Source organism: Angustibacter peucedani (genome assembly GCF_054779595.1).
The window spans coordinates 44,235-68,469 of the sequence record NZ_BAAGXY010000054.1 but is presented as its reverse complement, the minus strand read 5'-3'; the positions used below and the strand labels follow the sequence as shown (position 1 = coordinate 68,469).

Sequence of the window (24,235 nt, the reverse complement as noted above, 5' to 3'; positions counted from 1 at the left end):
CAGCAGCAGCAGAACACCAAGAAGAACCAGAACCTCGTCGACGACAACACCGCGCAGCAGCCGCCGAAGGCCAAGGACGACCAGCTGCGCGCGCGACCCGGCGTGGTCTCGACGCTGCACGTGCTCGACAACGACTCCGACACGACCGGCAACATCCTGGCCATCGCACCCGGCGACGTGACCTCGCCCGACGTCTCGGGCGTCACCGCGCAGGTCGCGGCCGACGGCCAGGCGATCCTGCTGACGGTGCCGCGCGACGTCACCGGCGACCGGATCACGTTCTCGTACACCGTCAACAACGGCGGGGCGACCGCGACGTCGCGTGCGACGGCCAAGGTCTCGGTGCAGCTCGTCGGCGACGACGTCAACACCGCACCGGTGCTGCGCCTGGGCGGCGCGACGCTCGGCAAGGCCAAGTTCCCGGCCCTGCCCCGCAGCAACGTGGCGCTCGCGGTGCTCGCCGACTGGCGCGACGGCGAGTCCGACCCGGTGACCGCCGACGCCACCACCGCGGGCACCAGCATCGACGGCCAGGGCCGGCTGAGCTTCCGGGCGCCGGACGAGACCGGCTCGCACCAGGTCGCGTTCGCGGTGGACGACGGGCACGGCCTCTCCGCCAAGGCCTCCGTCACCGTCGACGTCCTCGCCGACACCGACCGTCCCGCCGCACCGCGCACCCAGACCGACGTCGTCCGCGGGGTCGTGGGCAAGCCGGTGCAGGTCGAGCCGCTCGGCAACGACATCACCGGCGCCGACCCGACCGACCCCGAGGCCACGCTGCGCGTCGCGTCGGCGGTGCGCCCGGTGGGCGACCTGCAGGTCGACACCAACACCGACACCGGTGTCGTCACGGTGACCGGGACGACGCCTGGTACCTACGTGCTGAGCTACGCCGCGCAGGTAGGTTCGGCGACCGACGTCGGACGCATCCGGGTCGACGTCCTGGCCGACCCCGACCAGGACGCCCCGCCGGTCGCGGCCACCGACGCCGCGACCCTGCGCGACCAGCTCGCGACGATCTCCGACGTCCTGGCCAACGACTACAGCCCGCGCGGCGACGTCCTCGTCACCCAGCGGGTGGTCAGCGACGCGCCGTGGATCCGGGCGTCCGTCGTCCAGGGCCGGTGGCTGCACCTGCAGGCCACCCAGCCCGCGGTCGGCGGCGAGCCCCGGCACGCGACCGTGCAGTACGTCGTGAGCGACGGCGTGCGGCAGGCGACCGGCCAGGTGGCGGTGACCCAGAAGCCCCCGCTCGACCAGCAGGTCGTGCCGCTGGTGCAGGACGACGAGGCCGTCGTCCGGGTCGGCGACTCGGTGTCGATCCCGGTGCAGGACAACGACTCCATGGCCGACGGCGTGCCGCTGCGGCTGGACCCGCAGGGCGCGCGGGTGGTCACCGGCAAGGGCTCGGTGTTCGTCTCGGGCAACGTGCTGCGGTTCGTGCCCGACGACACCCCGCGCACCACCGACTCGGTCGCGGTGCTCGAGTACACGACGTTCCCGGACGGCCTGCCCGAGAACGCCGTCACCGGTCGCGTCACCGTCACGGTCAAACCGGCGCCGACGCCCGCGACGCCCGACCAGGCGCCGGTGCCGCGCAGCTTCTCGGCCAGCGTCACGGCCGGCGACTCGATCAACGTCACCGTGCCCACCAGCGGGGTCGACCCGGACGGCGACTCGGTCACCGTCACCGGCATCGTCGGCGACGACGGCGACGCGGTCGACCTCACCCTGGGCCGGGTCGTCTCGGTGAGCGCCACGACCCTGCGCTACGAGGCCTACCCGCGCAGCGCGGGGACCGAGACCATCCGCTACCAGGTGCGCGACCGCTACGGCCTGCTCGGCGAGGGCTTCATCCGCATGGGCGTGGTGCCGCCGAGCGACCCGCAGCCGCCGGTGGCGGTCGAGGACGAGGTCGTCGCCGCGCCGGGCCGCACCGTGAACGCCCCCGTGCTCGACAACGACCTGGTCTCCCCGCACGACGAGGTCACCCTCGAGGACGTCGCGAAGCTCAACGACCCCGCGGTCGCCAAGCGCTTCTCGCACCAGCGCGACGACACCTACCGCACCGTCGTCCCGGAGGAGGGCTCGCCGAGCGCCCTCACCTACGGCCTGGACGACGGGCTGTTCGACCCCTCGCGCACGACCCTGCTCGTGCGCGGGCAGAAGGACTTCGTCAACCCGCCGGTGGCCGTCGACGACGTCGCCAAGCCGAAGGACCTCGAGACCTCCACCCTGGTCGACGCCCTGGCCAACGACTACGACCTCGACGGTGACAACGCGTCGCTGAAGCTGGTCGAGGTGCTCGGCGAGGGCGCCACGATCGAGGGCCGCAAGGTGCGCGTCACGGTCGAGGACCACCCGCGCTCGGTGCCCTACGTCATCGAGGACGCCGACGGCGCCCGGGCCATGGCGCTGATCTACGTGCCCGCGGGCGGCGACGGCTCGCCGTTCGTGGTGTCCGGCGCCCTGATCCAGATGGACCCCAACTCCACCCAGCACGTCGACCTCGCCGACTACGTGCGCGCGCCCAGCGGCTCGTCGATCTCGATCACCTCGCCGGACACGCTGAGCACCTCGCCGGTCGACGCCCTGCAGGGCCAGGCGACCTCCGGCACCGGGGTCGACCTGACCTCGATGCGCGGCTACGTCGGTCCGGGTGCGCTGATGGTCGAGGTCACCGACGCGTCCTCGCCCGGCCAGCAGGACGCCCGCACCTCCTACGTCTCGGTGCCGGTGCAGATCGGGCCGAAGCAGCCGGTGCTGCGCTGCCCGGCGTACACGGTGACGGTCATCGCCCGCGGCCCGGCGCGCACCGTCGACGTCCCGCGGCTGTGCCACGCGTGGCTGCCACAGGGCCTCGACCTGGACGACGTGAGGTTCACCGCGCGCTGGAAGACCGCGCCGCAGAAGGTCGACCTGCGCCAGACCGGCCAGGGCGGCCGGGCCGTCGTGCTGCACGCGCAGGACGACGCCCCCGACGGCCAGAACGCCGTGCTGCGGGTGGGTGTCGAGGGCGCAGCCGAGCAGTTCGACATCGGCGTGCGCGTCATCGGCATCGGCCCGGACGGCCAGATCAGCGCCTCGGTACCGCCGCCGTCGCTGCGTCCGGTCCAGCTCGGCGCCATCGAGCCCGGGGCGAGCCGCACGGTCGACCTGCGGCCCTACCTCAGCTCGCCTCTCGTCGACGCCGGCTGCACCATCACCGGGTCGAAGCCGTTGCAGGGCAACGGGATCAGCGGGTCCGGATCGGGCTGCAAGCTCACGGTGCGAGCGGGCGACCGGGCGAGCGGCGCCCAGCAGCTGCTGGTGACCGTGAGCGACGCGCCGGGCCGCGAGGCCGTCGGCCGGGTCAGCGTCAGCGTGCGCGGCAAGCCCCTGGCCCCGCAGAGCGTCTCGGCCGTGGCCGACCGCGTGCAGGGCGGTTCGGCCCGCGTCAGCTGGCAGCCGCCGGCCTTCGACGGCGGGCTGCCGGTGCAGCAGTACGAGGTGCGCTGGTCGGGCGGTGCGAAGAGCTGCACCGCGTCGCCGTGCACCATCACCGGGCTGAAGAACGGCACCGCGTACCGGTTCACGGTGCGGGCCCGCAACGCCGCGGGCTGGTCACCCGACGGCGGGCCGAGCCGGGCGGTCACCCCCGACACCGCCCCGCCGCCGATCAGCGGCGTCAGCGTGACCTCCACGGGTGACCGCACGCTGGGCATCCGCTGGGACCGCCCGTCGTTCGACGGCACCGCGGTCGACACCTACGAGGTGCAGTACACGAACGTCGGCGGGCACCCCGGCAGCCGCACGCTGCGGGTGAGCGCGACCTCCGCGCGCCTGCAGGGGCTGGAGAACGACGACCAGTACTCGATCCGGGTGCGCGGCCACAACAAGGCCGGCTGGGGGAAGTTCGGCCCGGCGGTGCGCGGGCAGTCGGTGGGCACCCCGCCCGCCGTCGCCGCGCCGACCCTCGAGCCGCGCACGCCCGGCGCCGGCGACGACAACGGCCAGGTGAAGATCACCTGGCAGCCGACCGACCCGAACGGCCCGCCGCTGACGCACTACACCGTCTACTACCGCGTGGACGGCGGCGGCTGGCAGTCGCTCGGGAACGTCTCGGCCGGGGCCACCCGGGTCAAGACCCACACCATCCCCTACGACGGGCGCACGTACGGCTACACCGTCACCGCCACCAACGGCGGCGGCAAGGAGTCGGCGCGCAGCAACGTCTCGAACTACCGCTCGGTCGGCATCCCGTCGACCCCCGGGACGCCCAAGGTCACCACCCCGTCGTCCAACACCCAGGCGACGGCGACGTTCCGGCTGGGCACCACGCGGGCCTCGCGCTTCACGCAGGTGAAGTGGGAGCTCGACAACGGGCGTACCGGCGCGTGGTCGTGCTCGAGCAACTGCCCCGAGAACACCTCGGTCAGCCGGCAGCTCGCCGGCCTGTCGGTCGACAACCAGCACCGCGTGCGGGTCTCGACCTGCAACGACGCCGGGCAGTGCTCGACCTGGTCGGCGTTCAGCAACGCCTTCCAGCCGTACGGGCCGCCGAAGAAGCCGGTGTCGCAGGGGTCGTCGGCCAACGCCCGCACCATCACCTACCGCTGGAGCCAGGACACCAACGGCCGGCCGATCAACGGGTTCCAGGTGCGCAGCCAGGGCACGACGCACGACCTCGGCGGCGGCGCCCGGTCGTGGGACCACACGTACAACCAGTGGGACACCGCGTTCTCGATCACGGTGCGCGCCAAGGACTCCACCGGGGCGTGGAGCGCCTGGACGACGATCAACGGTCGCACCGACAAGGAACCGGTGCCCGACAAGAAGATCACCAACGTCCATGCCGGCGCCAAGACCGGTGACTGCGGCAACTGCTACAAGGTGCTCTGGCACGCGCAGGGCGTCACGCCCGGCGGCTACACGCTGAAGTGCTTCCGCTCCGGGCGGTCCAGCGCGTTCTACACCGGCAACGTCACCGTCCTGGCGGGCGGCGGCAACTCCGGCGACTGGTGCTCGCTCGACCCGAACCTCGGGCCGAAGGTCAACGTGCAGATCTCGGGCGGGCCGTCCGGCACCGTCCAGTCCGGCTTCGTCGACTGGTACCCGTGATCGGCATGACCCCCGCAGAGCCCCTGTCCCGCAGAGCTTTCGACCGCAACGAGAACCCGACCGACCGACGTCCCGAAGAAGGAAGCAGGCAGCACCGATGACCGTCACCAACGAGCAGGTCGAGTGGTACGCGCAGACGTTCGAGGCCCTGGCCGCCAACGTCGAGCAGGCGCTCCTCGGCAAGGGGCACGTCGTGCGCCTCGCGCTCACCTGCATGCTGTCGGAGGGGCACCTGCTGCTCGAGGACTTCCCCGGCACGGGCAAGACGATGCTGGCGCGCGCGATCGCCGGCACGGTGCAGGGCAGCAACAGCCGGATCCAGTTCACGCCCGACCTGCTGCCCTCCGACGTCACCGGCGTGACGATCTACGAGCCCGGCAAGCAGACCTTCGAGTTCCACCCCGGCCCGATCTTCGCGACCATCGTGCTGGCCGACGAGATCAACCGCGCCTCGCCCAAGACGCAGTCCGCGCTGCTCGAGGTGATGGAGGAGGGGCGCGTGACGGTCGACGGCGTGCCGCACCCGGTGGGCCAGCCGTTCATGGTCATCGCGACGCAGAACCCGATCGAGCAGGCCGGCACCTACCGGCTGCCCGAGGCCCAGCTCGACCGGTTCCTGATGAAGACCTCGCTCGGCTACCCCGACCACGAGGCGACGATGGCGGTGCTCGCCGACGCGCGCACGCGCGACCGCACCGCCGCCCTGCGCCCGCTGGTGACGAGCTCGGTGGTCTCGGACATGTCCGCGCTCGCCGACGAGATCCACGTCGACCCGGCCGTGCTGTCCTACGTCAGCAAGCTCGCCGAGGAGACCCGCCGCCACCCCGACGTCCGGCTCGGGCTGTCGGTGCGCGGCTGCCTGGCCTTCGTGCGCTGCGCCAAGACCTGGGCCGCCTCTCAGGGGCGCGCGTACGTGGTGCCGGACGACATCAAGATGCTGGCCGAGCCGGTGCTGAGCCACCGCCTGCTCCTCACCGCCGAGGCGCAGTTCGCCGGCACGACCGTCGAGCAGGTCATCGGCCAGGTGCTCGCCGAGGTCGCGCCGCCCGTCGAGCGGGTCGCCTGATCACGATGCCCACCTCCCAGCCCACCCTCCGCGACGCTGCCGCGCGCGCCCGCGCGGGTGCTGCGCGTGCCCGCGCCGAGCAGCTCTGGCAGCGCACGGCCGCCGCCCGCCGTCCGGCCGGACGTGTGCTGGGCTGGGTGTCGCCGCTGGGCTGGACCGTGCTCGCGCTCGCCGTCGTGGCCTACCTCGTCGGACGCCGGCTGGGCTGGGTCGAGCTGGTCGTCGTGGCCGTCTCGTGCGCGGCGCTGTTCGTGCTGTGCTGCGTGCTCGTCGCGGGGCGCACCCGGCTCGAGGTCGTCGCCGAGGTGTCGCCGCACCGGGTCGCCGTGGGCGAGGCCGCGGGCGGTCGGGTGCTGGTCACCAACCACGCGCGCCGCACGCTGCTGCCGGTGCTGGTCGAGCTGCCGATCGGTGTCGGCGCGGCGCGGTTCGTGCTGCCCCAGATCGCCTCGGGCAGCACGCACGAGGAGCTGTTCGTCGTCCCGACCGAGCACCGCGGTGTCATCGACGTCGGTCCGGCGACGACGGTGCAGGGCGACCCGTTCGGGCTGGTGCGCCGCACCCTGACCTGGACCGACGTCACCCAGCTGTTCGTGCACCCGCGCACCGCGCCGCTCGAGAGCCTCGGGTCAGGACTGCTGCGCGACCTCGAGGGCGACACCACCGAGGACCTGTCGATGAGCGACCTCGCGTTCCACGCGCTGCGCGAGTACCAGCCGGGGGACGACCGGCGGTACATCCACTGGCGCTCGTCGGCCAAGCACGGCCGGCTGCTGGTGCGCCAGTTCCTCGACACCCGCCGATCGCACCTGGCCGTCGTCGTCGACACCGGGCTGGACGCCTACCGCGACGGCGAGCCGGACGCCGAGACCGCGATCAGCGTCGGCGCGAGCCTCGCGGTGCGCTCGATCCTCGACGACCAGGACACCACGATGTGCGCGGGCGACCAGAGCGCGAGCCGGGCCACCGCGCCGCTGACGCTGGACGCCATGGCACGCGTCGTGACCGGCAGCTGCGACCTGGAGTCCCTTGCGGCAGAGGCGGTCCGGCTCGCCCCGGACGTCAGCCTCGCCGTCGTGGTCACCGGCCCGCAGCGGCCGTTCGTCGACGTCCGGCGGGCGACCGCGCACTTCGAGCACGAGGTGCGCACCGTGGTGCTGGTCGTCGACCCGGCGGCCCGTGCCGGCGTCCAGCACGTCGCCGGCCTGACCGTCCTGACCCTGGCCGAGCTCGGCGAGCTGCGGTCCCTGCTCGTCTCGGGGGTGCGCGCATGAGCACGACCACCGGCGGCATCCCCGCCGCCGTCCCGCCGCCGCCGTCGCACCTGACTGGGTCGACGCCGGGGGCGCGCGAGCGGCTGGGCGCCGCGCTGCAGCAGCTGCGGCCCGGCACCGACCAGCTGGTCGACGGCGCCGCGGCCCTGGTGCTCGTGCTGGTCGCCGCCGTCGGCTTCCGGACGTCGTTCTACGGCCCGCGCTGGGCCGTGGCCGCGGTGCTCGGCGCGCTGCTCGGCCTGGCGATCGCCCACGTGGCGCGCACCTTCGCGCTGCCGGTGGTCGTCGGAGCGGTGGCCGTGGTCGCCGCGTACTTCCTGCTCGGCGGCCCGATGGCCGTGCGCGACCACCTCGCCCTCGGCGTCTTCCCGACCAGCCGCACCCTCGGCGACCTCGCGCACGCCGCGGTCCCGGGCTGGAAGGACCTGCTCACCACGCTCGCGCCGGTCGACGCCACGGGCCGCCTGGTGGCGCTGCCGTTCGCGTTCGCGCTGGTCGGCACCGCGGCGACCTACGGCGTCGCGCGGCGCTGGCGCTCGCCCGGCCTGGCTCTGGTGCCGCCGCTGGCGCTGCTGGTGCTCTCGATCGCGCTCGGCACGGTGCAGCCCGCCGCGACCTGGTTGCAGGGCAGCGGGTTCGCCCTGGTGGCGGTGCTCTGGCTGGTGGCGCGCACCGCCCGGCTGCGGTCGCGCCTGCAGAGCGGCACGGCCCGCACGACCCGGGCCGGCATCGCGGTGGGCCTGCTGGCGGTGTCGGTCGCGGTCGGCGTCCTGGCCGGGCCGGCGCTCGAGAGCCGCTCGGGCCACGCGCGCACCGTGTGGCGCACCGACCTGCAGCCGCCGTTCGACGTGGCGCAGCTGCCCAGCCCGCTGGCCGGCTTCCGCCGCTACACCGAGCCCAACCAGGCCGACCTGTTCGACAAGACGCTGCTCACGGTGCAGGGCCTGCCGTCCGGCGTGCCGCTGCGCATCGCGACGCTCGACAGCTTCGACGGCTCGGTGTGGGGCGCGGCCGGCAACGGCGAGGTCGGCACCGCCGAGCCCGGCGCGGCCTTCCGCCGGGTCGGCTCGCACCTCGCCACGACCGCGCGGGGCCGCGACGTCACGGTCACCGTGCAGGTGCCGGCGGGCGGGTACACCGACGTGTGGCTGCCGACCGTCGGCTCGGTGAGCGCCCTGAGCTTCGGCGGTCCGCGGGCCGAGCAGCTGCGCGACGAGCTGCGCTTCAACGTCGACACCGACAGCGGCGTGCTGCCCGGCCGGATCGGGCCGGGGGACTCGTACACGCTGCAGGCCGTCGTCCCCGACGACACCACCACCGAGCTGCCGGCCGAGCTGGACGCCGGGTCGGCGGGCTCGGTCGACACCGACAGCGTCGCGTTCGTCGACGACAAGCTCGACGGCTGGACCGGCGACGAGCAGGACCCCTACCGCCAGCTCGTCGCCACGGCGCGCTACATGCGCTCGGAAGGTGCGTACACCGACGGCGGCCCGCCCGGCAGCGCGCAGAACGTCTACCTGCCCGGCCACAGCATCGGCCGGCTCGCGCGGTTCGTCGGCTCGAGCCAGCTGGCCGGCGACGACGAGCAGTACGCCGCGACGCTGGCCCTGGTCGCGAACCGGCTCGGCCTGCCCGCCCGCGTGGTGCTGGGGGCGATCCCCGAGGGCGACGGCCAGGTCAAGGGCAAGGACGTGCACGCCTGGGTCGAGCTCAACCGGTCCGACGGCTCGTGGCTCGCGGTGCTGCCGCAGGCGTTCGTGCCCGACCGCAACAAGGTGCCGGACGTGCAGCAGCTGCGCTCGCAGCAGCAGCAGGTCGGCGCGCAGGTGCCGCCGCCGGCCGCGCAGAACCCGCCGAGCCTGCTGCAGGGTCCCGAGCAGGCGCAGAACGACACCCGCAGCAAGCGCAGCAAGCACAACCCGCTCGACCCGCGCGGCTGGCCGAGCTGGCTGCTGCGGCTGGTGCTCTTCGTCGTCGTGCCCGTGCTCGTCGTCCTCGGGGTGCACCTGCTGCTCGTGGCGCTGAAGCGCCGTCAGCGACGACGCCGGCGCACGACCGGCCCGCCGTCGACCCGCGTCGCCGCCGGGTGGCAGGACGTGCTCGACACCTCGCGCGAGCTCGGCCGACCGGTGCACCGCAAGGCGACCCGGCGCGAGCAGGTGCCGCAGCTCGTCGGCGCCCCGGACGACGTCGGGCGGCTGGCGACCACCGCCGACGCCTCGGTGTTCGGCCCCGGCGAGCCCACCGACGCCGAGGTGATCGCGTACTGGGCCGACGTCGACTCCGTGCGCGACGCGCTGCGGCAGGACGCCGGCCGCTGGCGCTCGCTGCGGGCCGACTGGGACGTGCGCACCCTGCGGCGCGACCGATCGCGAGACACCAGGAAGGCCACCCGCCGGTGAAGCTCAAGTTCAGCCTCGACTCGCCCGGCGGCGCGACCACCGACCTGGTGGCGACCGTCGACGCGGCCACGACCGTGGGCGACCTCGCGCGCTACCTGGTGCAGGTCGACCCCTCACGCCGCAGCGGTGCCGCGGCACCGGCCGGCAGCGGCGACTTCACCCTGTCGCACGTCGACGAGAGCTACCGGGCGCTCGACCCGCGGCTGACCGTCGGTGAGGCCGGCCTGCGCTCCGGCGCGCACCTCACCGTCACCCGGCGCAGCGACAGCTACGTCGACCAGAGCACGCCGGTGGCCGTCGCCGTCGTGACCTCGGGGCCGGACGCCGGGCAGGAGTTCCCGCTCCAGCGCGGGACGTCGTACGTCGGGCGCAGCCGGGGCGTCGACGTCCGGCTGAGCGACCCGTCGGTCTCGCGCCGGCACGCCAAGCTGCTCGTCACCGACGTCGTGGAGGTGGTCGACCTCGGCTCGGCCAACGGCATCAGCGCCGGCGGGGACGTCGTCGACCGGGCGCTGCTGGGCGCGGCCGGCACGGTCCGGATCGGCGACACCGAGCTGCAGGTGCGGGTCACCGAGGGCGCGGCGGGCGTGGTCAGCTCGACGTCCGGCGTGGCGTTCGCCCGCTCGCCGCGCATCGCGCCGGTCTACGAGGGCCACGAGTGGAAGGTCCCCGACCTGCCCGAGCGCGCTCGCAAGGTGCGCTTCCCGTGGATCGCGATCATCATCCCGCTGGTCCTGGGCTTCGGGCTGTTCGCGATCACGCAGAGCAAGTACGCGCTCGTCTTCGTCCTGCTGACGCCGCTGATGATGCTCGGCATGGCCGTCGAGCAGCGCCGCGACGCCGCGAAGGACTTCGAGGACGACATGCAGGACTTCCGCGAGGACCTCGGCCTGCTGGCCGAGCGGATCCGCGGCGCCCTGGTCGAGGAGCACCAGGTGCGGCTCGGCGAGCTGCCGTCCGCCGCCGAGTGCTGCGCGGCCGCCGGCTCCCTGACGCCGCTGGTGTGGACCCGACGTCCGGGCGAGCCTGGCTTCGCCCAGTGGCGGCTCGGCACCGGGCGCCAGCCCTCGCGCTCGACGATCGTCATGCCGGAGGTCGGCCGCTCGAAGGTCGAGGCCTGGCAGGAGACCGCCGCCTCGCTCGACGGGCTGAACGCCGTCGACGACGTGCCCGTGCCCGCCGACCCGTTGCAGGACGGCGCGACCGGGGTCGCCGGGCCGCGCGCGGTCGCCCTGCCAGCGGCGCGCGCGCTGGTGACCCAGACCGTGGCGCTGCACTCGCCGTCCGAGGTGGTGCTGGTGTCGTTCGCCTCCGAGCGCACCTCGCGCGACTGGGACTGGCTCAAGTGGCTGCCGCACGTCGCCTCGCCGCACAGCCCGCTCGAGGCGCGCCACCTGGCGAACACGGGCCCGGCGTGCAGCGCGCTGCTGAGCGAGCTCGAGGACCTGCTCGAGGGCCGAGAGCCGCTGCGCGACAGGAAGTCCGACGTCGCCGCCGAGCCGACGGTCGTCGTCCTGGTCGAGGACGACGCGCCCGTCGACCGGGCCCGGCTGGTGCAGCTGGCCGAGCGCGGCTGGCACCGCGGCGTCGTCGTGCTGTGGCACGCCGAGCGGGTCGAGCTGCTGCCCGCGGCCTGCCGCACCTTCGTGCAGGTCGCCGCCGACGGCACCGCCCAGGTCGGGTACGTGGGCGAGAGCCGGCTCTACCTGCCCGTGCACCCGGACGTCGTCGAGGCCGAGACCGCGCTGGCCACGGCCCGGGCGATGTCGGCCGTGGTCGACTCGGGCGCCCCGGTCGACGACGACAGCGACCTGCCGCGTGCGGTCTCGCTGCTCTCGCTCACCGGTCCCGAGCTCGCCACCTCGCCGGACGCCGTCATCGAGCGGTGGGGCGAGAGCCGGTCGATCCTCACCGGACCCTTCGCGCCGCAGCGGCTCCCGCGCCAGCCCGGCACGTTGCGCGCCGTGGTCGGCCAGTCGTCGCAGGGCACGCTCACCGTCGACCTGCGGGCCGACGGCCCGCACGCCCTGGTCGGCGGCACCACCGGCTCGGGCAAGTCCGAGCTGCTGCAGGCCTGGATCCTCGGCATCGCGGCCGCGCACTCGCCGCAGCGCGCGACCTTCCTGCTCGTCGACTACAAGGGCGGCTCGGCCTTCCGCGACTGCGTCAACCTGCCGCACACCGTCGGCCTGGTCACCGACCTGAGCCCGCACCTGGTGCGCCGGGCGCTGGCCAGCCTGTCGGCCGAGCTGCGGCACCGCGAGCACCTGCTGGCGCAGCACAAGGCCAAGGACCTGGTCGAGCTCGAGCGGCGCGGCGAGGTCGACGCCCCGCCCAGCCTGATCATCGTGGTCGACGAGTTCGCGGCCCTGGTGCAAGAGGTCCCCGAGTTCGTCGACGGCGTCGTCAACGTCGCCCAGCGCGGGCGTTCCCTCGGCCTGCACCTGGTGCTGGCCACCCAGCGTCCGGCCGGCGTCATCAAGGACAACCTGCGGGCCAACACCAACCTGCGGCTCGCGCTGCGCATGGCCGACGAGAGCGACAGCACCGACGTCCTCGACTCGCCCGCGGCCGCGTTCTTCGACCCCGCGCTGCCCGGCCGCGCGGTGTCGAAGACCGGCCCGGGCCGGCTCACGCCGTTCCAGACCGCCTACGCCGGCGGCTGGACGTCGGACGTCGAGCCCACGCCCGAGATGACCGTCGAGACGTTGCAGTTCGGCGGGGCGGTCGAGTGGCTGGCGCCCGTCGAGGACGACCAGCAGGACACCCGGGAAGCGTTGGGCCCCACCGACATCCAGCGGCTGGTCGGCACCATCACCGGTGCGTCCGCCCAGGCCGAGCTGCCGCAGCCGCGCAAGCCGTGGTTGCCCGAGCTGGCCGACCACTACGAGCTCGCCGCCCTGCCGACGTCCCGCCGCGACGACGAGCTCGTCTTCGCCGTCGGCGACGACCCCGACCGCCAGGCGCAGCCCGTGGTGTCGTTCCGCCCCGACCTCGAGGGCAACCTCGCGGTCTACGGCGCCTCCGGATCGGGCAAGTCGGTGATGCTGCGCAGCCTCGCCGTCGCGGCGGGCTACACGGTGCGCGGCGGCCCGTGCCACGTCTACGGCCTGGACTTCGCCGGGCGCGGCCTGTCGATGATCGAGACGCTGCCGCACGTCGGCGCCGTCATCCACGGCTCGGACGACGAGCGGGTGCAGCGCCTGCTCACCCAGCTGCGCGAGACGATCGACGAGCGGGCCGAGCGCTACAGCCGGGTCAGCGCCGCCACCATCACCGAGTACCGCCGCCTCGCCGACGCGCCGCAGGAGCCGCGGCTGCTGGTGCTCGTCGACGGCCTCACGGCGTTCCGCCAGGCCAACGACACCGCCAAGCGCCAGCGCTGGCTCGACCTGTTCTCGTCGATCGCCGGTGACGGCCGGCCGGTCGGCGTGCACGTGGTCGTGGCGATCGACCAGCGCAACGGCATGTGGCCCGCACTCGGCGCCGCGGTGCCGACGCGGCTGGTGCTGCGCATGGCGCACGCCGACGACTACTCGTTCCTGTCCGCCCCGGCCGACGTGCTGAGCCTGGCGTCCGCGCCGGGCCGCGGCCTGCTGGGCAACCAGGAGCTGCAGGTCGCGGTGCTCGGCGGCACGAGCGACGTGTCGGCCCAGGCCCGCGCGGTCGCGGCGTTCGGCGCCGCCATGCGCAAGGCCGGTGTCGGCGAGGCCCCGGCCGTGCGCAGCCTCGGCGACCGCACGCCGCTCGCCGAGCTGCCGGCGCAGGCCGACGGCCGCCCGGTCGTCGGCGTCAGCGCCGAGACCCTCGGGCCGCAGACCATCGACCCGGTCGGCACCTTCGTGGTCACCGGCCCGGCGGGCAGCGGGCGCACCACGGCGGTGCGCACCGTCGTCCGGGCCGTGCAGCGGTGGCGGCCGTCGGTCGAGGCGTACCTGTTGTCCCCCAAGCGATCCCGGCTGCGCGACGACCCGATGTGGCGCCAGGTCGCGTCCGGCCAGGACGAGATCGTCGAGCTCGCGCGCGAGCTGACGCGGCGGCTGGAAGCGGGTTCGCTCGCGCCCAGCAGCCTGGTCGTCGCGGTCGAGAGCATCGGCGAGGTCGCCGACGGCCGCAGCGAGGACGACGTCACCGAGCTGGTCAAGGCGCTCGTCGAGCACGAGCAGCTGGCCGTCGTCGAGGGCGACACCTCCGACCTGTCGTCCGGCTACGGGCTGCCCGGCGTGGTCAAGACCACCCGCAGCGGCGTCGTCCTGCAGCCCGACGGCTTCGAGGGGCAGACCTTGTTCCGCACCGACTTCCCGGCCGTGACCGACCCCGACGTCCCTGCGGGGCGCGGTTTCGTCGTCCAGAAGGGCCGGGCAGAGCTGGCGCAGGTCGCGGTGGACGACGGGGGAGTCCTCCCCATCGACGCCCCCGCCGACTCGCTCTAGGTTTTCCAGCAGGCCGGACCGACCGGCAGGACCCAGCAGGAGGGACGCAGATCATGGCGAACGCGACGACGGACGGCGGCAGCGGCGGGGGCAGCTCGTTCAAGGGCATGAACCCCGAGGTCGTCAAGACCCAGGCCAACCACCTCGAGAACCTGGCCGGCGAGATCCAGAAGCTGATCCACAAGCTCGAGGGCGAGACGCAGCGGCTGCAGGAGGCCTGGCGCGGTCCGGACTCCAAGCGCTTCCAGTCGCAGTGGGAGGGCGAGCACAAGGCCTCGCTGAAGCACGCGAAGAAGCTCATCGAGGAGATGGCGCAAACCGCCAAGGCCGAGGCCAAGCAGCAGATCGCCACCTCGCAGTGACCTCGCGGGCCACGGCCCGCCGCCCGACCCACCACCGCAGACCTGAAGGGGAAAGACCATGACGCTCAACCAGGGGATGGACGTCCAGCGCGTCCGCGAGATCGCCGCCCAGCTGAAGAAGGACGCCAAGACGCTCGACGACGTCCAGAGCCGGATCCAGAACGCCGTCAACCGCATCGGCGAGAACTGGCACGGCACCGACGCCAGCCGCTTCATCAGCGACTGGAACAGCCACAGCAAGAAGCTGACCGTGGCGGCCAGCGACATCACCGCCATGGGCAAGGCGTGCGACCGCAACGCCGACCAGCAGGAGGCCACCTCCAAGTGAGGTGAGCGGGTGCGCGCAGGGGCGCGCCGGCAGACGACGAGGGGCACCCGGGATCTCCCGGGTGCCCCTCGTCGCGTGGTGCGTCAGGTCAGCGCGGTCAGCGCTCGACCTCGCCGCGGATGAAGGCCTCGACGCTCGCGCGGCCCTCGTCGTCCGGGCGCTGCACGGGCGGGGACTTCATCAGGTACGACGACGCCGACAGCAGCGCGCCGCCGATGCCGCGGTCCTTGGCGATCTTCGCCGCGCGGATCGCGTCGATGATGATGCCGGCGGAGTTCGGGGAGTCCCAGACCTCGAGCTTGTACTCGAGGTTCAGCGGGACGTCGCCGAACGCGCGCCCCTCGAGGCGCACGTACGCCCACTTGCGGTCGTCGAGCCACTGGACGTAGTCCGACGGGCCGATGTGCACGTTCTTGGCACCGAGGTCGTGGCCGATGTTGGACGTGACGGCCTGGGTCTTCGAGATCTTCTTGGACTCGAGGCGGTCGCGCTCGAGCATGTTCTTGAAGTCCATGTTGCCGCCGACGTTCAGCTGGTACGTGCGATCGAGCACGACGCCGCGGTCCTCGAACAGCTTGGCCATCACGCGGTGGGTGATGGTCGCGCCGACCTGCGACTTGATGTCGTCACCGATGATCGGGACGCCGGCGTCCTCGAACTTCTGGGCCCACACGGGGTCGGAGGCGATGAAGACCGGCAGGGCGTTGACGAAGGCCACGCCCGCGTCGATCGCGCACTGCGCGTAGAACTTGTCGGCCTCCTCCGAGCCCACGGGCAGGTACGACACGAGCACGTCGGCCCGCGCGTCCTTCAGCGCCTGGACGACGTCGACCGGCTCGGCGTCGGACTGCTCGATGGTCTCGAGGTAGTACTTGCCGAGGCCGTCCAGGGTCGGGCCGCGCAGGACGGGGACGTCGAGCGGCGGGACGTCGCAGATCGTGATGGTGTTGTTCTCGCTCGAGACGAGCGCCTCGGACAGGTCGAAGCCGACCTTCTTGGCGTCGACGTCGAACGCGGTGACGAACTCGATGTCACGGACGTGGTAGTCGCCGAACATCACGTGCATCAGGCCCGGCACGGTGCCACTGGCGTCGGCGTCCCGGTAGTAGTGCACGCCCTGGACGAGCGACGAGGCGCAGTTGCCGGCGCCGACGATGGCTACGCGGACGGATCCCATGCGGTTCTCCTTCATCGGGGGTTCTCTTCGGTGGTGCTCTCGGTGGTGCTGCTGTCCCGCTCGTGCGAGATGAGCTCGTTCAGCCAGCGCACCTCGCGCTGGACGGACTCCAGGCCGTGGCGCTGGAGCTCGAGCGTGTACTGGTCGGCGCGCTCGCGGCTGCGGGCGACCGAGGTGCTGACCTGGTCCAGCCGCTCCTCGAGCCGGCTGCGCCGGCCCTCGAGGATGCGCAGCCGGACGTCGGTCGGCGTGCGCGCGAAGAACGCGAACCGCACGCCGAAGCTGTCGTCCTCCCACGACGTCGGCCCGGACTCGTCGACGAGGGCGTCGAAGTGCTCCTTGCCGGCGGCCGTGAGCTCGTACACGATCCGGGCCCGTCGACCCGCCGGGGCGGCGTCGGCACCGGCGGCGCGCTCGGTGATCCACCCGTGCTCGGACAGCTGCTTGAGGCAGGGGTAGAGGGTGCCGTAGCTGAGCGCCCGGAACGGCCCGAGCACGCTGGCGAGCCGCTTGCGCAGCTCGTACCCGTGCAGGGGGCTGTCGTGCAGCAGGCCCAGGACCGCGAGGTCGAGGACGTCGGAACGGCGTGCCACGTCGACCTCCTCGCCCTGGGTGGGTGCTCTGCCGCGGACCGTGCGATGATCGGTCCGCACCTCGGCGCGATGTATCGCGCCGATATATTGCACTGTAGGCGGCCCGCGGCCGCCAGGCAAACCGCTCGCGTCGCGGCCGTCCTCGGGGGATGCCGTGACGACCTGGTGAAGGCGACCCGTTCGAGTGGGTGCCCGGCCCGACCCGCCGCATACTGGACGACGTCCGGCCCCGTGCGGCGGCCACCGACCCCCAGACACTGGAGACCAGCGCCCCGTGCGACGCATCGTCGACTACCCCCGAGCCGGCAAGCGAGGCTGGCGCCGCTTCGTCCCCTCCTGGAAGCTCGTGCTGGGCAGCGGTCTGGTGGTGTTCCTGCTGGGGCTGGCCGGGTTCGCCGTCCTCTACGCGTCGGTCGACGTGCCCGACCCGAACAAGCTGGTCACGGCCAACGCCTCGGTCGTCTACTGGTCGGACGGCAAGACCGAGCTGGGCCGCTTCGGCGACGTCAACCGGCGCTCGATCCCGATCTCGCAGATGCCCGACGACTTGCAGAAGGCTGTGCTCGCCGCGGAGGACCGCTCCTTCTACGACAACATGGGGTTCTCGCCGCGCGGCATCGGCCGCGCCGTGTGGGTCAAGCTGCGCGGCGGCTCGACCCAGGGCGGCTCGACGATCACCCAGCAGTACGTCAAGAACTACTTCCTGACCCAGGACCGCACGGCCACCCGCAAGGCCAAGGAGTTCGTCATCTCCTTGAAGGTCGAGCAGGTCGAGAGCAAGAACCAGATCCTCGAGAACTACCTCAACACCATCTACTTCGGCCGCGGTGCCTTCGGCGTCGAGACGGCCAGCAAGGCCTACTTCGGCAAGTCGGCGCAGGACCTCTCGCTCGCCCAGAGCGCGCTGCTCGCGGCGGTGATCCGCAGCCCCGGGCTGTACGACCCGGTGACGCACAAGGACAACGCCCAGGCGCGCATGGACTACGTGCTCGACGGCATGGTGCGCGAGGGCTGGATCACCCAGGCCGAGCGCGACAAGGTCAGGTACCCCAAGATCGCCAAGCGCAGCCAGGACAACCGGCTCGGCGGCACCAACGGCTACCTGCTCAAGACCGTGCGCCAGGAGGTCATCAAGAGCGCCGGCCTCACCGACGCCGACATCGACCGCGGCGGCCTGAAGATCGTCAGCACCTTCGACAAGCACGCGCAGGCGGCAGCCGTCGCGGCGATGAAGGACAAGATGCCGACCACCGGTGACAAGGGCGTGCGCGCCGGGCTCGTCGCCGTCAAGCCGGACGACGGCGCCGTCGTCGCGATGTACGGCGGCCCGGACGCGGTGAAGCAGGAGTTCAACGCCGCGACCCAGGCGGTCATGCAGGCGGGGTCGACGTTCAAGCCCTTCGCCCTCACCGCCGCGCTGAAGGAGGGCATCTCGCTGCGCTCGCGCTACGACGGGCGCTCGCCGCAGACGTTCGGCGGCAACTACGAGGTGAGCAACTTCGGCAACACCTCGTTCGGCACGATCGACCTGCTCACGGCGACCGCGAACTCGGTCAACACCGTGTACGTCGGCCTGAACCAGGACGTCGGCCCCGACAAGACGGTCGAGGCCGCGGTCGCCGCGGGGTACCCGAAGAAGACCGCCGGCCTGCAGGACAACGCCGGCAACGTCCTCGGCACCGCCTCGCCGCACGTCATCGACGTCGCCGACGCGTACGCCACCTTCGCGGCCCAGGGCGTGCACACCGCGGCGTACACGCTGAAGTCGGTGACGCTGGCCAACGGCGACGACGTCTACAAGGCGCAGGTGCAGCGCAAGCGCGTGTTCGACACCGACGTCATGGCCGACCTCACCTACGCGCTGCGCGGCGTGGTCGACCACGGCTCGGGCGCCTACGCGGGCAGCAACCTCGGCCGCCCGGCCGCCGGCAAGACCGGCACCTCGCAGGAGAGCCGGTCGGCGTGGTTCGCCGGGTACACCCCGCAGCTGGCCACCGCGGTCGGCATGTACCGGCAGGGCAAGGGCGGCAAGGTCGAGTCGCTGTCGGGCCTCGGCGGCCTGAGCAACGTGACCGGCGCGTCGTTCCCGGTCGAGATCTGGACCGAGTTCATGAAGGCGGCGCTCGAGGGCCAGAAGGTCGAGCAGTTCCCGGACCCGGTGTACGTCGGCAAGAGCAACGTCCCGACCTCCACCCAGACGCCCACCACGCAGACGCCGACGACGCAGACGCCTACGCAGACCAAGACCCCGACGCAGACGCCGACGACGCAGACGCCGACCCAGACGCCCACGCAGTCGCCGACGATCACCGTCCCGGTCCCGCCCACCACGCCGCCGCAGTCGCCGTCCGCGACGGCCGGCTCCGGCGGCGGGGGTGCCGGCAACGGCGCCGGAGCGGGTGGCGGTGCGCCACCGGGCGGGTGAGGTGCGCGATGATGCGCCGGTGGCCCCCGACCTGACCGGCGCGGACGGCGCGACCGGCGTGGTCGCCCCGTCGCGCGAGGACCCGTTCGTCCGGGCCTCGTCCGCCGTGGTGGGCGGGCCCTCGGGCGAGCGCGTCCGTCCTGGCCGGCACGGCTGGTGGACCGCGGTGCGCGTCCTCGTCGTCCTGTCGATGGTGGTGCTGGCCCTCGGCGTCGTCGGGAAGCAGCACTGCCGGGCGCAGGGCTGGTCGACGCCCGACCAGTTCTTCCACGCCTGCTACAGCGACCTGCCGCTGCTGTACGAGCAGAGCGGGCTGTCGCAGGGTGTCGTGCCGTACGTCGACTCGGCCGGCGGGTCCTACCTGGCGCAGCCGGTGCTGACCGGGCTGGCCATGTGGGCCGTCGCGCAGGTCACGCCGTCCGGCGACCTGGTGCCCCGCGACCGCGCGTACTTCGACGTCTCGACCGTGCTGGTGGCGGTGCTGCTCGTGGGGCTGGTCTGGCTGACGGCGTCCGCCGCCGGACGTCGACGACCCTGGGACGCCGCGGTCGTGGCCCTGAGCCCGCTGGTCGCGCTGTCGGCCCTGGTGTCGCTGGACCTGCTGGGCGTGACCCTCGCGGCGGGCGGGCTGCTGGCCTGGGGGCGGCGACGGCCGCTGCTGGCCGGCGTGCTGCTCGGGCTCGCGGTGACCGCGCGCAGCTACCCGGTGGTGCTCCTGCTCGTGCTGGCCCTGCTGGCCGCGCGCACCGGCCGCTGGCGCGAGTGGGCCGTGACCGCCGCCGCAGCGGTCGGCACCACGGTCGCCGTGCTGGCGCCCTGGTGGGTGCTCAACGCCGACGGCGTGAAGGCCGCCTACCAGTCGTGGCAGCGCAGCAGCGCGGGCTACGGCTCGCTGTGGGTGCTGCCGCAGACGGTCGCGTCGGACCCGCGGCCGCGCTGGGTGACCAAGCTCGGGCTCGAGCCGCACACGCTGTCGGCCGGCGCCGTCACCACGCTGTCGGTGCTCGGCGTGGTGCTGGCCCTGGTCGTCGGGCTGCTGCTGGTGCTGGCCACCGACCGTCGTCCGCGGGTGGCGCAGGTGGCCTTCGTCGTCCTGGCGGTGGTCGTGCTCACCGGCAAGTCGTGGCCGGTGCAGGCCTCGCTGTGGCTGCTGCCGCTCGCGGCGCTGGCCCGGCCGCGCTGGCGCGACCAGCTGGTGTGGGTGGGGGCCGAGGCGACCTACTTCTTCGGCGTCTGGCTGTACGTCGGGGCGCAGTCCAACCCCGACCGGGGGCTGCCGGGCTCCTGGTACTCGCTGCTGCTGCTCGTGCGCGCCGCCGGGCTGCTCTGGCTGGTCTGGTGCGTGGTGCGCGACGCCCGCCGTCCCGAGCACGACGTCGTGCGGGCCAGCGGTGAGGACGACCCCCTCGGCGGGCCGTTCGAGGGCGCGGACGACGCGCTCGTCGTCCGCTTCGGCTGACCGCGCGGGTGCGGCGCGGCCAGGCCTGTGGACGGATTTCCCCGGGGTGAGCGCGAGCCGGTAGTCTTGACCCCGTCGTCGCGGGCCCCGGCCGGTGGATCCGGCCACCGGGTGCCGCGACGCACGACGTATCAGCCCTCCTGTCACGGAGAGACCGTGGCCGCCTGAGTCCAGAGGAGGTGGGTTAACGCATGCGTCACTACGAGCTCATGGTGATCCTCGACCCCGATCTCGAGGAGCGCACCGTCGCACCGAGCCTCGACAAGTTCCTCAACGTCATCCGCAAGGGTGGCGGCACCGTCGAGAAGGTCGACGTCTGGGGACGTCGCCGGCTTGCGTACGACATCAACAAGAAGTCCGAGGGCATCTACGCCGTCGTCGACATGCACGCCGAGCCGGCGCTCGCGCAGGAGCTCGACCGCCAGCTCGGGCTCAACGAGTCCGTGATGCGCACCAAGCTCATCCGTCCCGAGGTGCGCTGACGCCGCTCGGTCCTCGCGACCGACCGACGTCCACCACCCACCGCAGAACCGAAGGGCAGGCCATGGCAGGCGACACCATCATCACGATCGTCGGCAACCTCACGGGTGACCCCGAGCTGCGCTTCACGCCGTCCGGCGCGGCCGTCGCGAACTTCACGATCGCCTCGACCCCGCGCTCGTTCGACCGCCAGACGAACGAGTGGAAGGACGGCGAGACGCTGTTCATGCGCTGCTCGGTGTGGCGCGAGGCGGCCGAGAACGTCGCCGAGTCGCTCACCCGCGGCACCGCGGTGATCGCCCAGGGTCGGCTGCAGTCGCGCAGCTACGAGACCAAGGAGGGCGAGAAGCGCACCGTGGTCGAGATGCAGGTCGACGAGATCGGCCCGAGCCTGCGGCGCGCGACGGCCAAGGTCACCAAGGCCCAGCGCGGCGGTGGCGGCGGCTTCGGCGGCGGTGGGCAGGGCGGCGGCCAGGGTGGTGGCGGCTACGGCGGCGGCCAGGGTGGCGGCGGCTGGGGCGGCCAGGGCGGCCAGGGCGGCGGCCAGCAGGCCGACGACCCGTGGGCGACCGGTCCCTCCGGCGGCAGCAGCTCCGGCGGCCAGGGCGGCGGCGGCTTCAACGACGACCCGCCGTTCTGATCCGCAGCCCCGCGCGGACCACCAGGACGACGAGCACGACCAGCACGACCCGCCCGGCCTGACCGGGCACCGACCAGCAGTTCCGAACCGACCATCCCGGGCCGACCTCGCACGCGGCCCGGGCTCCACGAAAGGGGAGCTCCACGATGGCAAAGCCCGTTGTGCGCAAGCCGAAGAAGAAGGCCAACCCGCTCAAGGCGGCGAAGGTCGAGTACATCGACTACAAGGACACCGCGCTGCTGCGCAAGTTCATCTCGGACCGCGGCAAGATCCGCGCGCGCCGCGTCACCGGTGTCTCCGTCCAGCAGCAGCGGCAGATCGCCAGCGCGATCAAGAACGCCCGCGAGATGGCGCTGCTGCCCTACTCGAGCTCTGCTCGCTGATCGGGGGAGGACCCAGATGAAGCTCATCCTCACCCAGGAGGTCACCGGCCTCGGTGCCCCCGGCGACGTCGTCGACGTCAAGGACGGCTACGCCCGCAACTTCCTGATCCCGCGCTCGCTCGGCACGCCTTGGACCAAGGGCGGGCAGAAGCAGGTCGACGCGATCCAGAAGGCGCGCGCGTCCCGCGAGATCGCCACGCTCGAGCAGGCCCAGCAGGTCAAGGCGCAGCTCGAGGGCCGCACCGTCCGCCTGCAGGCGCAGGCCGGTGCCAGCGGTCGCCTGTTCGGCGCGATCACCACGGCGGACGTCGCCGAGGCCGTCGCGCAGAACGGTGGCCCGACGCTCGACCGCCGCAAGATCGAGCTCGGCCAGCCGATCAAGGCCGTGGGCCGTCACGACGTGAGCGTGCGGCTGCACCCGGAGGTCGCCGCCACGGTGGCCCTCGAGGTCGTCGCCGGCTGACCGTCGTCCGGCTCCCGTCGAGGCCCGCACCCCCACCCGGGGTGCGGGCCTCGCGGCGTCCCCGGTTCTTTCCCTCACCCGTGCCGGTTTCCCTCGCAGATGCCGCTGCGGAGCTGCTGCCAGCGGCATCTGCGAGGGAAAGACACCGGCGGGGCGGTCAGCGGGTGGCGCCGACGACGGCCCAGCCGTCACCGCGCGCGCGCCAGGCCAGCAGCACGCCGCGGGCGAGCATGAACAGGCCGAACCCCCACCACAGCCCGGACGTCGCCACGCCGCCCGAGCGCACCAGCAGCGCCACCGGCAGGTAGGCGACCAGCTGCACCAGCGCCGCGCCGGCGAGCCAGCGCCCGTCGCCCGCGCCGATCAGCACGCCGTCCAGCACGAACACCAGGCCGCTCAGCGGCTGCTGCAGCCCGACCACGACCAGGGCGGTCGCGAGCGCGGCCTGCACCTCGGCGTCCGGGGTGAACAGCGCCGGCAGCACGGCGTGCAGCGCCACGACCAGCCCGCCCAGGACGACGCCGCACAGCACGCCCCAGCGCACCATGAGCGCGGTGAGCGCGCGGGCCCGGGCGACGTCCGAGCCGCCGAGGGCGTGGCCGGTGAGCGACTGCGCGGCGATGGCGAGCGCGTCGAGGGCGAAGGCGAGGAAGGTCCAGACCGTGGCCGACACCTGGTAGGCCGCGAGCGTGACGTCGCCGCCGGACGCCGCCACCCACGTGGTCAGCAGCAGCACGGCTCGTAACGCCAGGGTGCGCACGAGCAGCGGTCCGCCGTCGCGGGCGGCGCCGAGAACGCGTCCGGGGTGCGGCCGCAGGTGCCCGCCGTGGGGTGCGTGGCGATGCACGCCCCGGACGACGACCGCGAGCAGCGCCCCGGCCATGAGCCACTGCGCCACCACCGTGCCGGTGGCCGAGCCCGCGATGCCGAGGTCGAGGCCCAGCACGAAGGTCACGTTGAGCGCGAGGTTCAGCGAGAAGCCGAGCACGGCGACCACGAGCGGCGTGCGGGTGTCGCGCAGCCCGCGGAGCACGCCGGTGGCGGCCATCACGACGAGCATCGCCGGCAGGCCGAGCGCGCTGATCCGCAGGTACGTGACCGCCTGCGCGGTGGCCGCGCCGGAGGCGCCGAGCAGGTCGGCGACCGGCGCCGCGAAGGCCAGCAGCAGCGCGCCGGTGGCCACGCCCGTGCCCGCCGCCAGCCAGAGGCCGTCGACGCCGACGCCCAGCGCGCCGGGCAGGTCGCCCGCGCCGGCCCGGCGCGACACGGCGGCGGTCGTGCCGTACGCGAGGAAGACGAACACCCCGGCCGCCGTCGAGAGCGCCGCCGCGGCCACGCCGAGCCCGGCCAGCGGCACGGTGCCCAGGCGCCCGACGACCGCCGAGTCGGCGAGCAGGAACAGCGGCTCGGCGACGAGCGCCAGGAACGCCGGGACGGCGAGCCGCAGCACCTCGCGCGCGGTGCCGTCCGCATGCTGGATGGCGGGTCCTCCGATCCGGTCCGGGGCAGAAGTTTCTTCCGTCCACAGCATGTGCACACCCGTCGGCGCAGGAGCTGAGCACGGACCGCCCGACCGCACCGGGTGCTCGTCCACAGGGCTCCCCACAGGCTGTGGGCGGCCGTCAACAGGTCGTCCACACCTTCTCACCA

Annotated in this window: 16 protein-coding genes; 13 read left to right on the top strand and 3 right to left on the bottom strand. The window is 73.4% G+C overall.

The annotated features are described in order from the left end of the window. The 7 genes from ACYVJ4_RS11040 to ACYVJ4_RS11010 form a co-directional block, all read left to right on the top strand. Positions 1-5,100 (top strand): fibronectin type III domain-containing protein (locus ACYVJ4_RS11040; protein ID WP_460460180.1); only part of this gene is annotated, 5,100 nt, incomplete at its 5' end. Between the two features lie 97 nt (positions 5,101-5,197). Next, on the top strand, positions 5,198-6,166 hold the full coding sequence (locus ACYVJ4_RS11035; RefSeq protein WP_460460179.1) for an AAA family ATPase: 969 nt from the start codon (positions 5,198-5,200) through the stop codon (positions 6,164-6,166). Between the two features lie 5 nt (positions 6,167-6,171). Next, positions 6,172-7,440 (top strand): DUF58 domain-containing protein, encoded by a 1,269-nt coding sequence (locus ACYVJ4_RS11030; protein WP_460460178.1) that lies wholly within the window; start codon positions 6,172-6,174, stop codon positions 7,438-7,440. Continuing rightward, positions 7,437-9,842 carry a transglutaminase-like domain-containing protein gene (locus ACYVJ4_RS11025; RefSeq protein WP_460460177.1) on the top strand — a complete coding sequence of 802 codons (2,406 nt, stop codon included), beginning with the start codon at positions 7,437-7,439 and terminating at the stop codon, positions 9,840-9,842. The genes ACYVJ4_RS11030 and ACYVJ4_RS11025 overlap by 4 nt, the downstream gene beginning before the upstream one ends. After that, a complete protein-coding gene (locus ACYVJ4_RS11020; RefSeq protein WP_460460176.1) occupies positions 9,839-14,275 on the top strand; it encodes an FtsK/SpoIIIE domain-containing protein in 4,437 nt (1,478 codons plus the stop codon). Before ACYVJ4_RS11025 ends, ACYVJ4_RS11020 begins: the two co-directional genes overlap by 4 nt. A gap of 53 nt (positions 14,276-14,328) precedes the next feature. Then, positions 14,329-14,637 (top strand): WXG100 family type VII secretion target, encoded by a 309-nt coding sequence (locus tag ACYVJ4_RS11015; RefSeq protein ID WP_460460175.1) that lies wholly within the window; start codon positions 14,329-14,331, stop codon positions 14,635-14,637. A gap of 58 nt (positions 14,638-14,695) precedes the next feature. Further along, the gene (locus ACYVJ4_RS11010) at positions 14,696-14,965 is read left to right on the top strand and encodes a WXG100 family type VII secretion target (protein ID WP_460460174.1); all 270 of its coding nucleotides are present in this window, start codon (positions 14,696-14,698) and stop codon (positions 14,963-14,965) included. A 97-nt stretch (positions 14,966-15,062) separates the two neighbouring features. Here the strand turns inward: ACYVJ4_RS11010 and ACYVJ4_RS11005 are convergent, their stop codons facing one another. Next, entirely contained in the window at positions 15,063-16,142 is a 1,080-nt protein-coding gene (locus tag ACYVJ4_RS11005) for an inositol-3-phosphate synthase (protein ID WP_460460173.1), read from the bottom strand. Between the two features lie 11 nt (positions 16,143-16,153). Further along, positions 16,154-16,735, bottom strand: coding sequence for a PadR family transcriptional regulator (locus tag ACYVJ4_RS11000; RefSeq protein ID WP_460460172.1), 582 nt, complete (start codon positions 16,733-16,735; stop codon positions 16,154-16,156). Positions 16,736-17,009: 274 nt separating this feature from the next. On the opposite strand from ACYVJ4_RS11000, the gene ACYVJ4_RS10995 reads away from it, so the two are divergent. From ACYVJ4_RS10995 to rplI, 6 genes are all read left to right on the top strand, one after another. After that, on the top strand, positions 17,010-19,160 hold the full coding sequence (locus tag ACYVJ4_RS10995; protein WP_460460171.1) for a transglycosylase domain-containing protein: 2,151 nt from the start codon (positions 17,010-17,012) through the stop codon (positions 19,158-19,160). A gap of 19 nt (positions 19,161-19,179) precedes the next feature. Then, a complete protein-coding gene (locus ACYVJ4_RS10990; protein ID WP_460460170.1) occupies positions 19,180-20,619 on the top strand; it encodes a glycosyltransferase 87 family protein in 1,440 nt (479 codons plus the stop codon). A gap of 191 nt (positions 20,620-20,810) precedes the next feature. Further along, positions 20,811-21,101, top strand: a complete 291-nt coding sequence (gene rpsF / locus ACYVJ4_RS10985; protein ID WP_460460169.1) for a 30S ribosomal protein S6 — start codon at positions 20,811-20,813, stop codon at positions 21,099-21,101. Positions 21,102-21,163: 62 nt separating this feature from the next. Then, positions 21,164-21,739, top strand: a complete 576-nt coding sequence (locus ACYVJ4_RS10980) for a single-stranded DNA-binding protein (protein WP_460460168.1) — start codon at positions 21,164-21,166, stop codon at positions 21,737-21,739. Between the two features lie 146 nt (positions 21,740-21,885). Then, positions 21,886-22,122, top strand: coding sequence for a 30S ribosomal protein S18 (gene rpsR / locus ACYVJ4_RS10975; protein WP_460460167.1), 237 nt, complete (start codon positions 21,886-21,888; stop codon positions 22,120-22,122). 16 nt (positions 22,123-22,138) lie between these two features. Then, positions 22,139-22,585, top strand: a complete 447-nt coding sequence (rplI, locus tag ACYVJ4_RS10970) for a 50S ribosomal protein L9 (RefSeq protein WP_460460166.1) — start codon at positions 22,139-22,141, stop codon at positions 22,583-22,585. A 157-nt stretch (positions 22,586-22,742) separates the two neighbouring features. Here the strand turns inward: rplI and ACYVJ4_RS10965 are convergent, their stop codons facing one another. Further along, on the bottom strand, positions 22,743-24,116 hold the full coding sequence (locus ACYVJ4_RS10965; protein WP_460460165.1) for an MATE family efflux transporter: 1,374 nt from the start codon (positions 24,114-24,116) through the stop codon (positions 22,743-22,745). Positions 24,117-24,235: the final 119 nt, after the last annotated feature.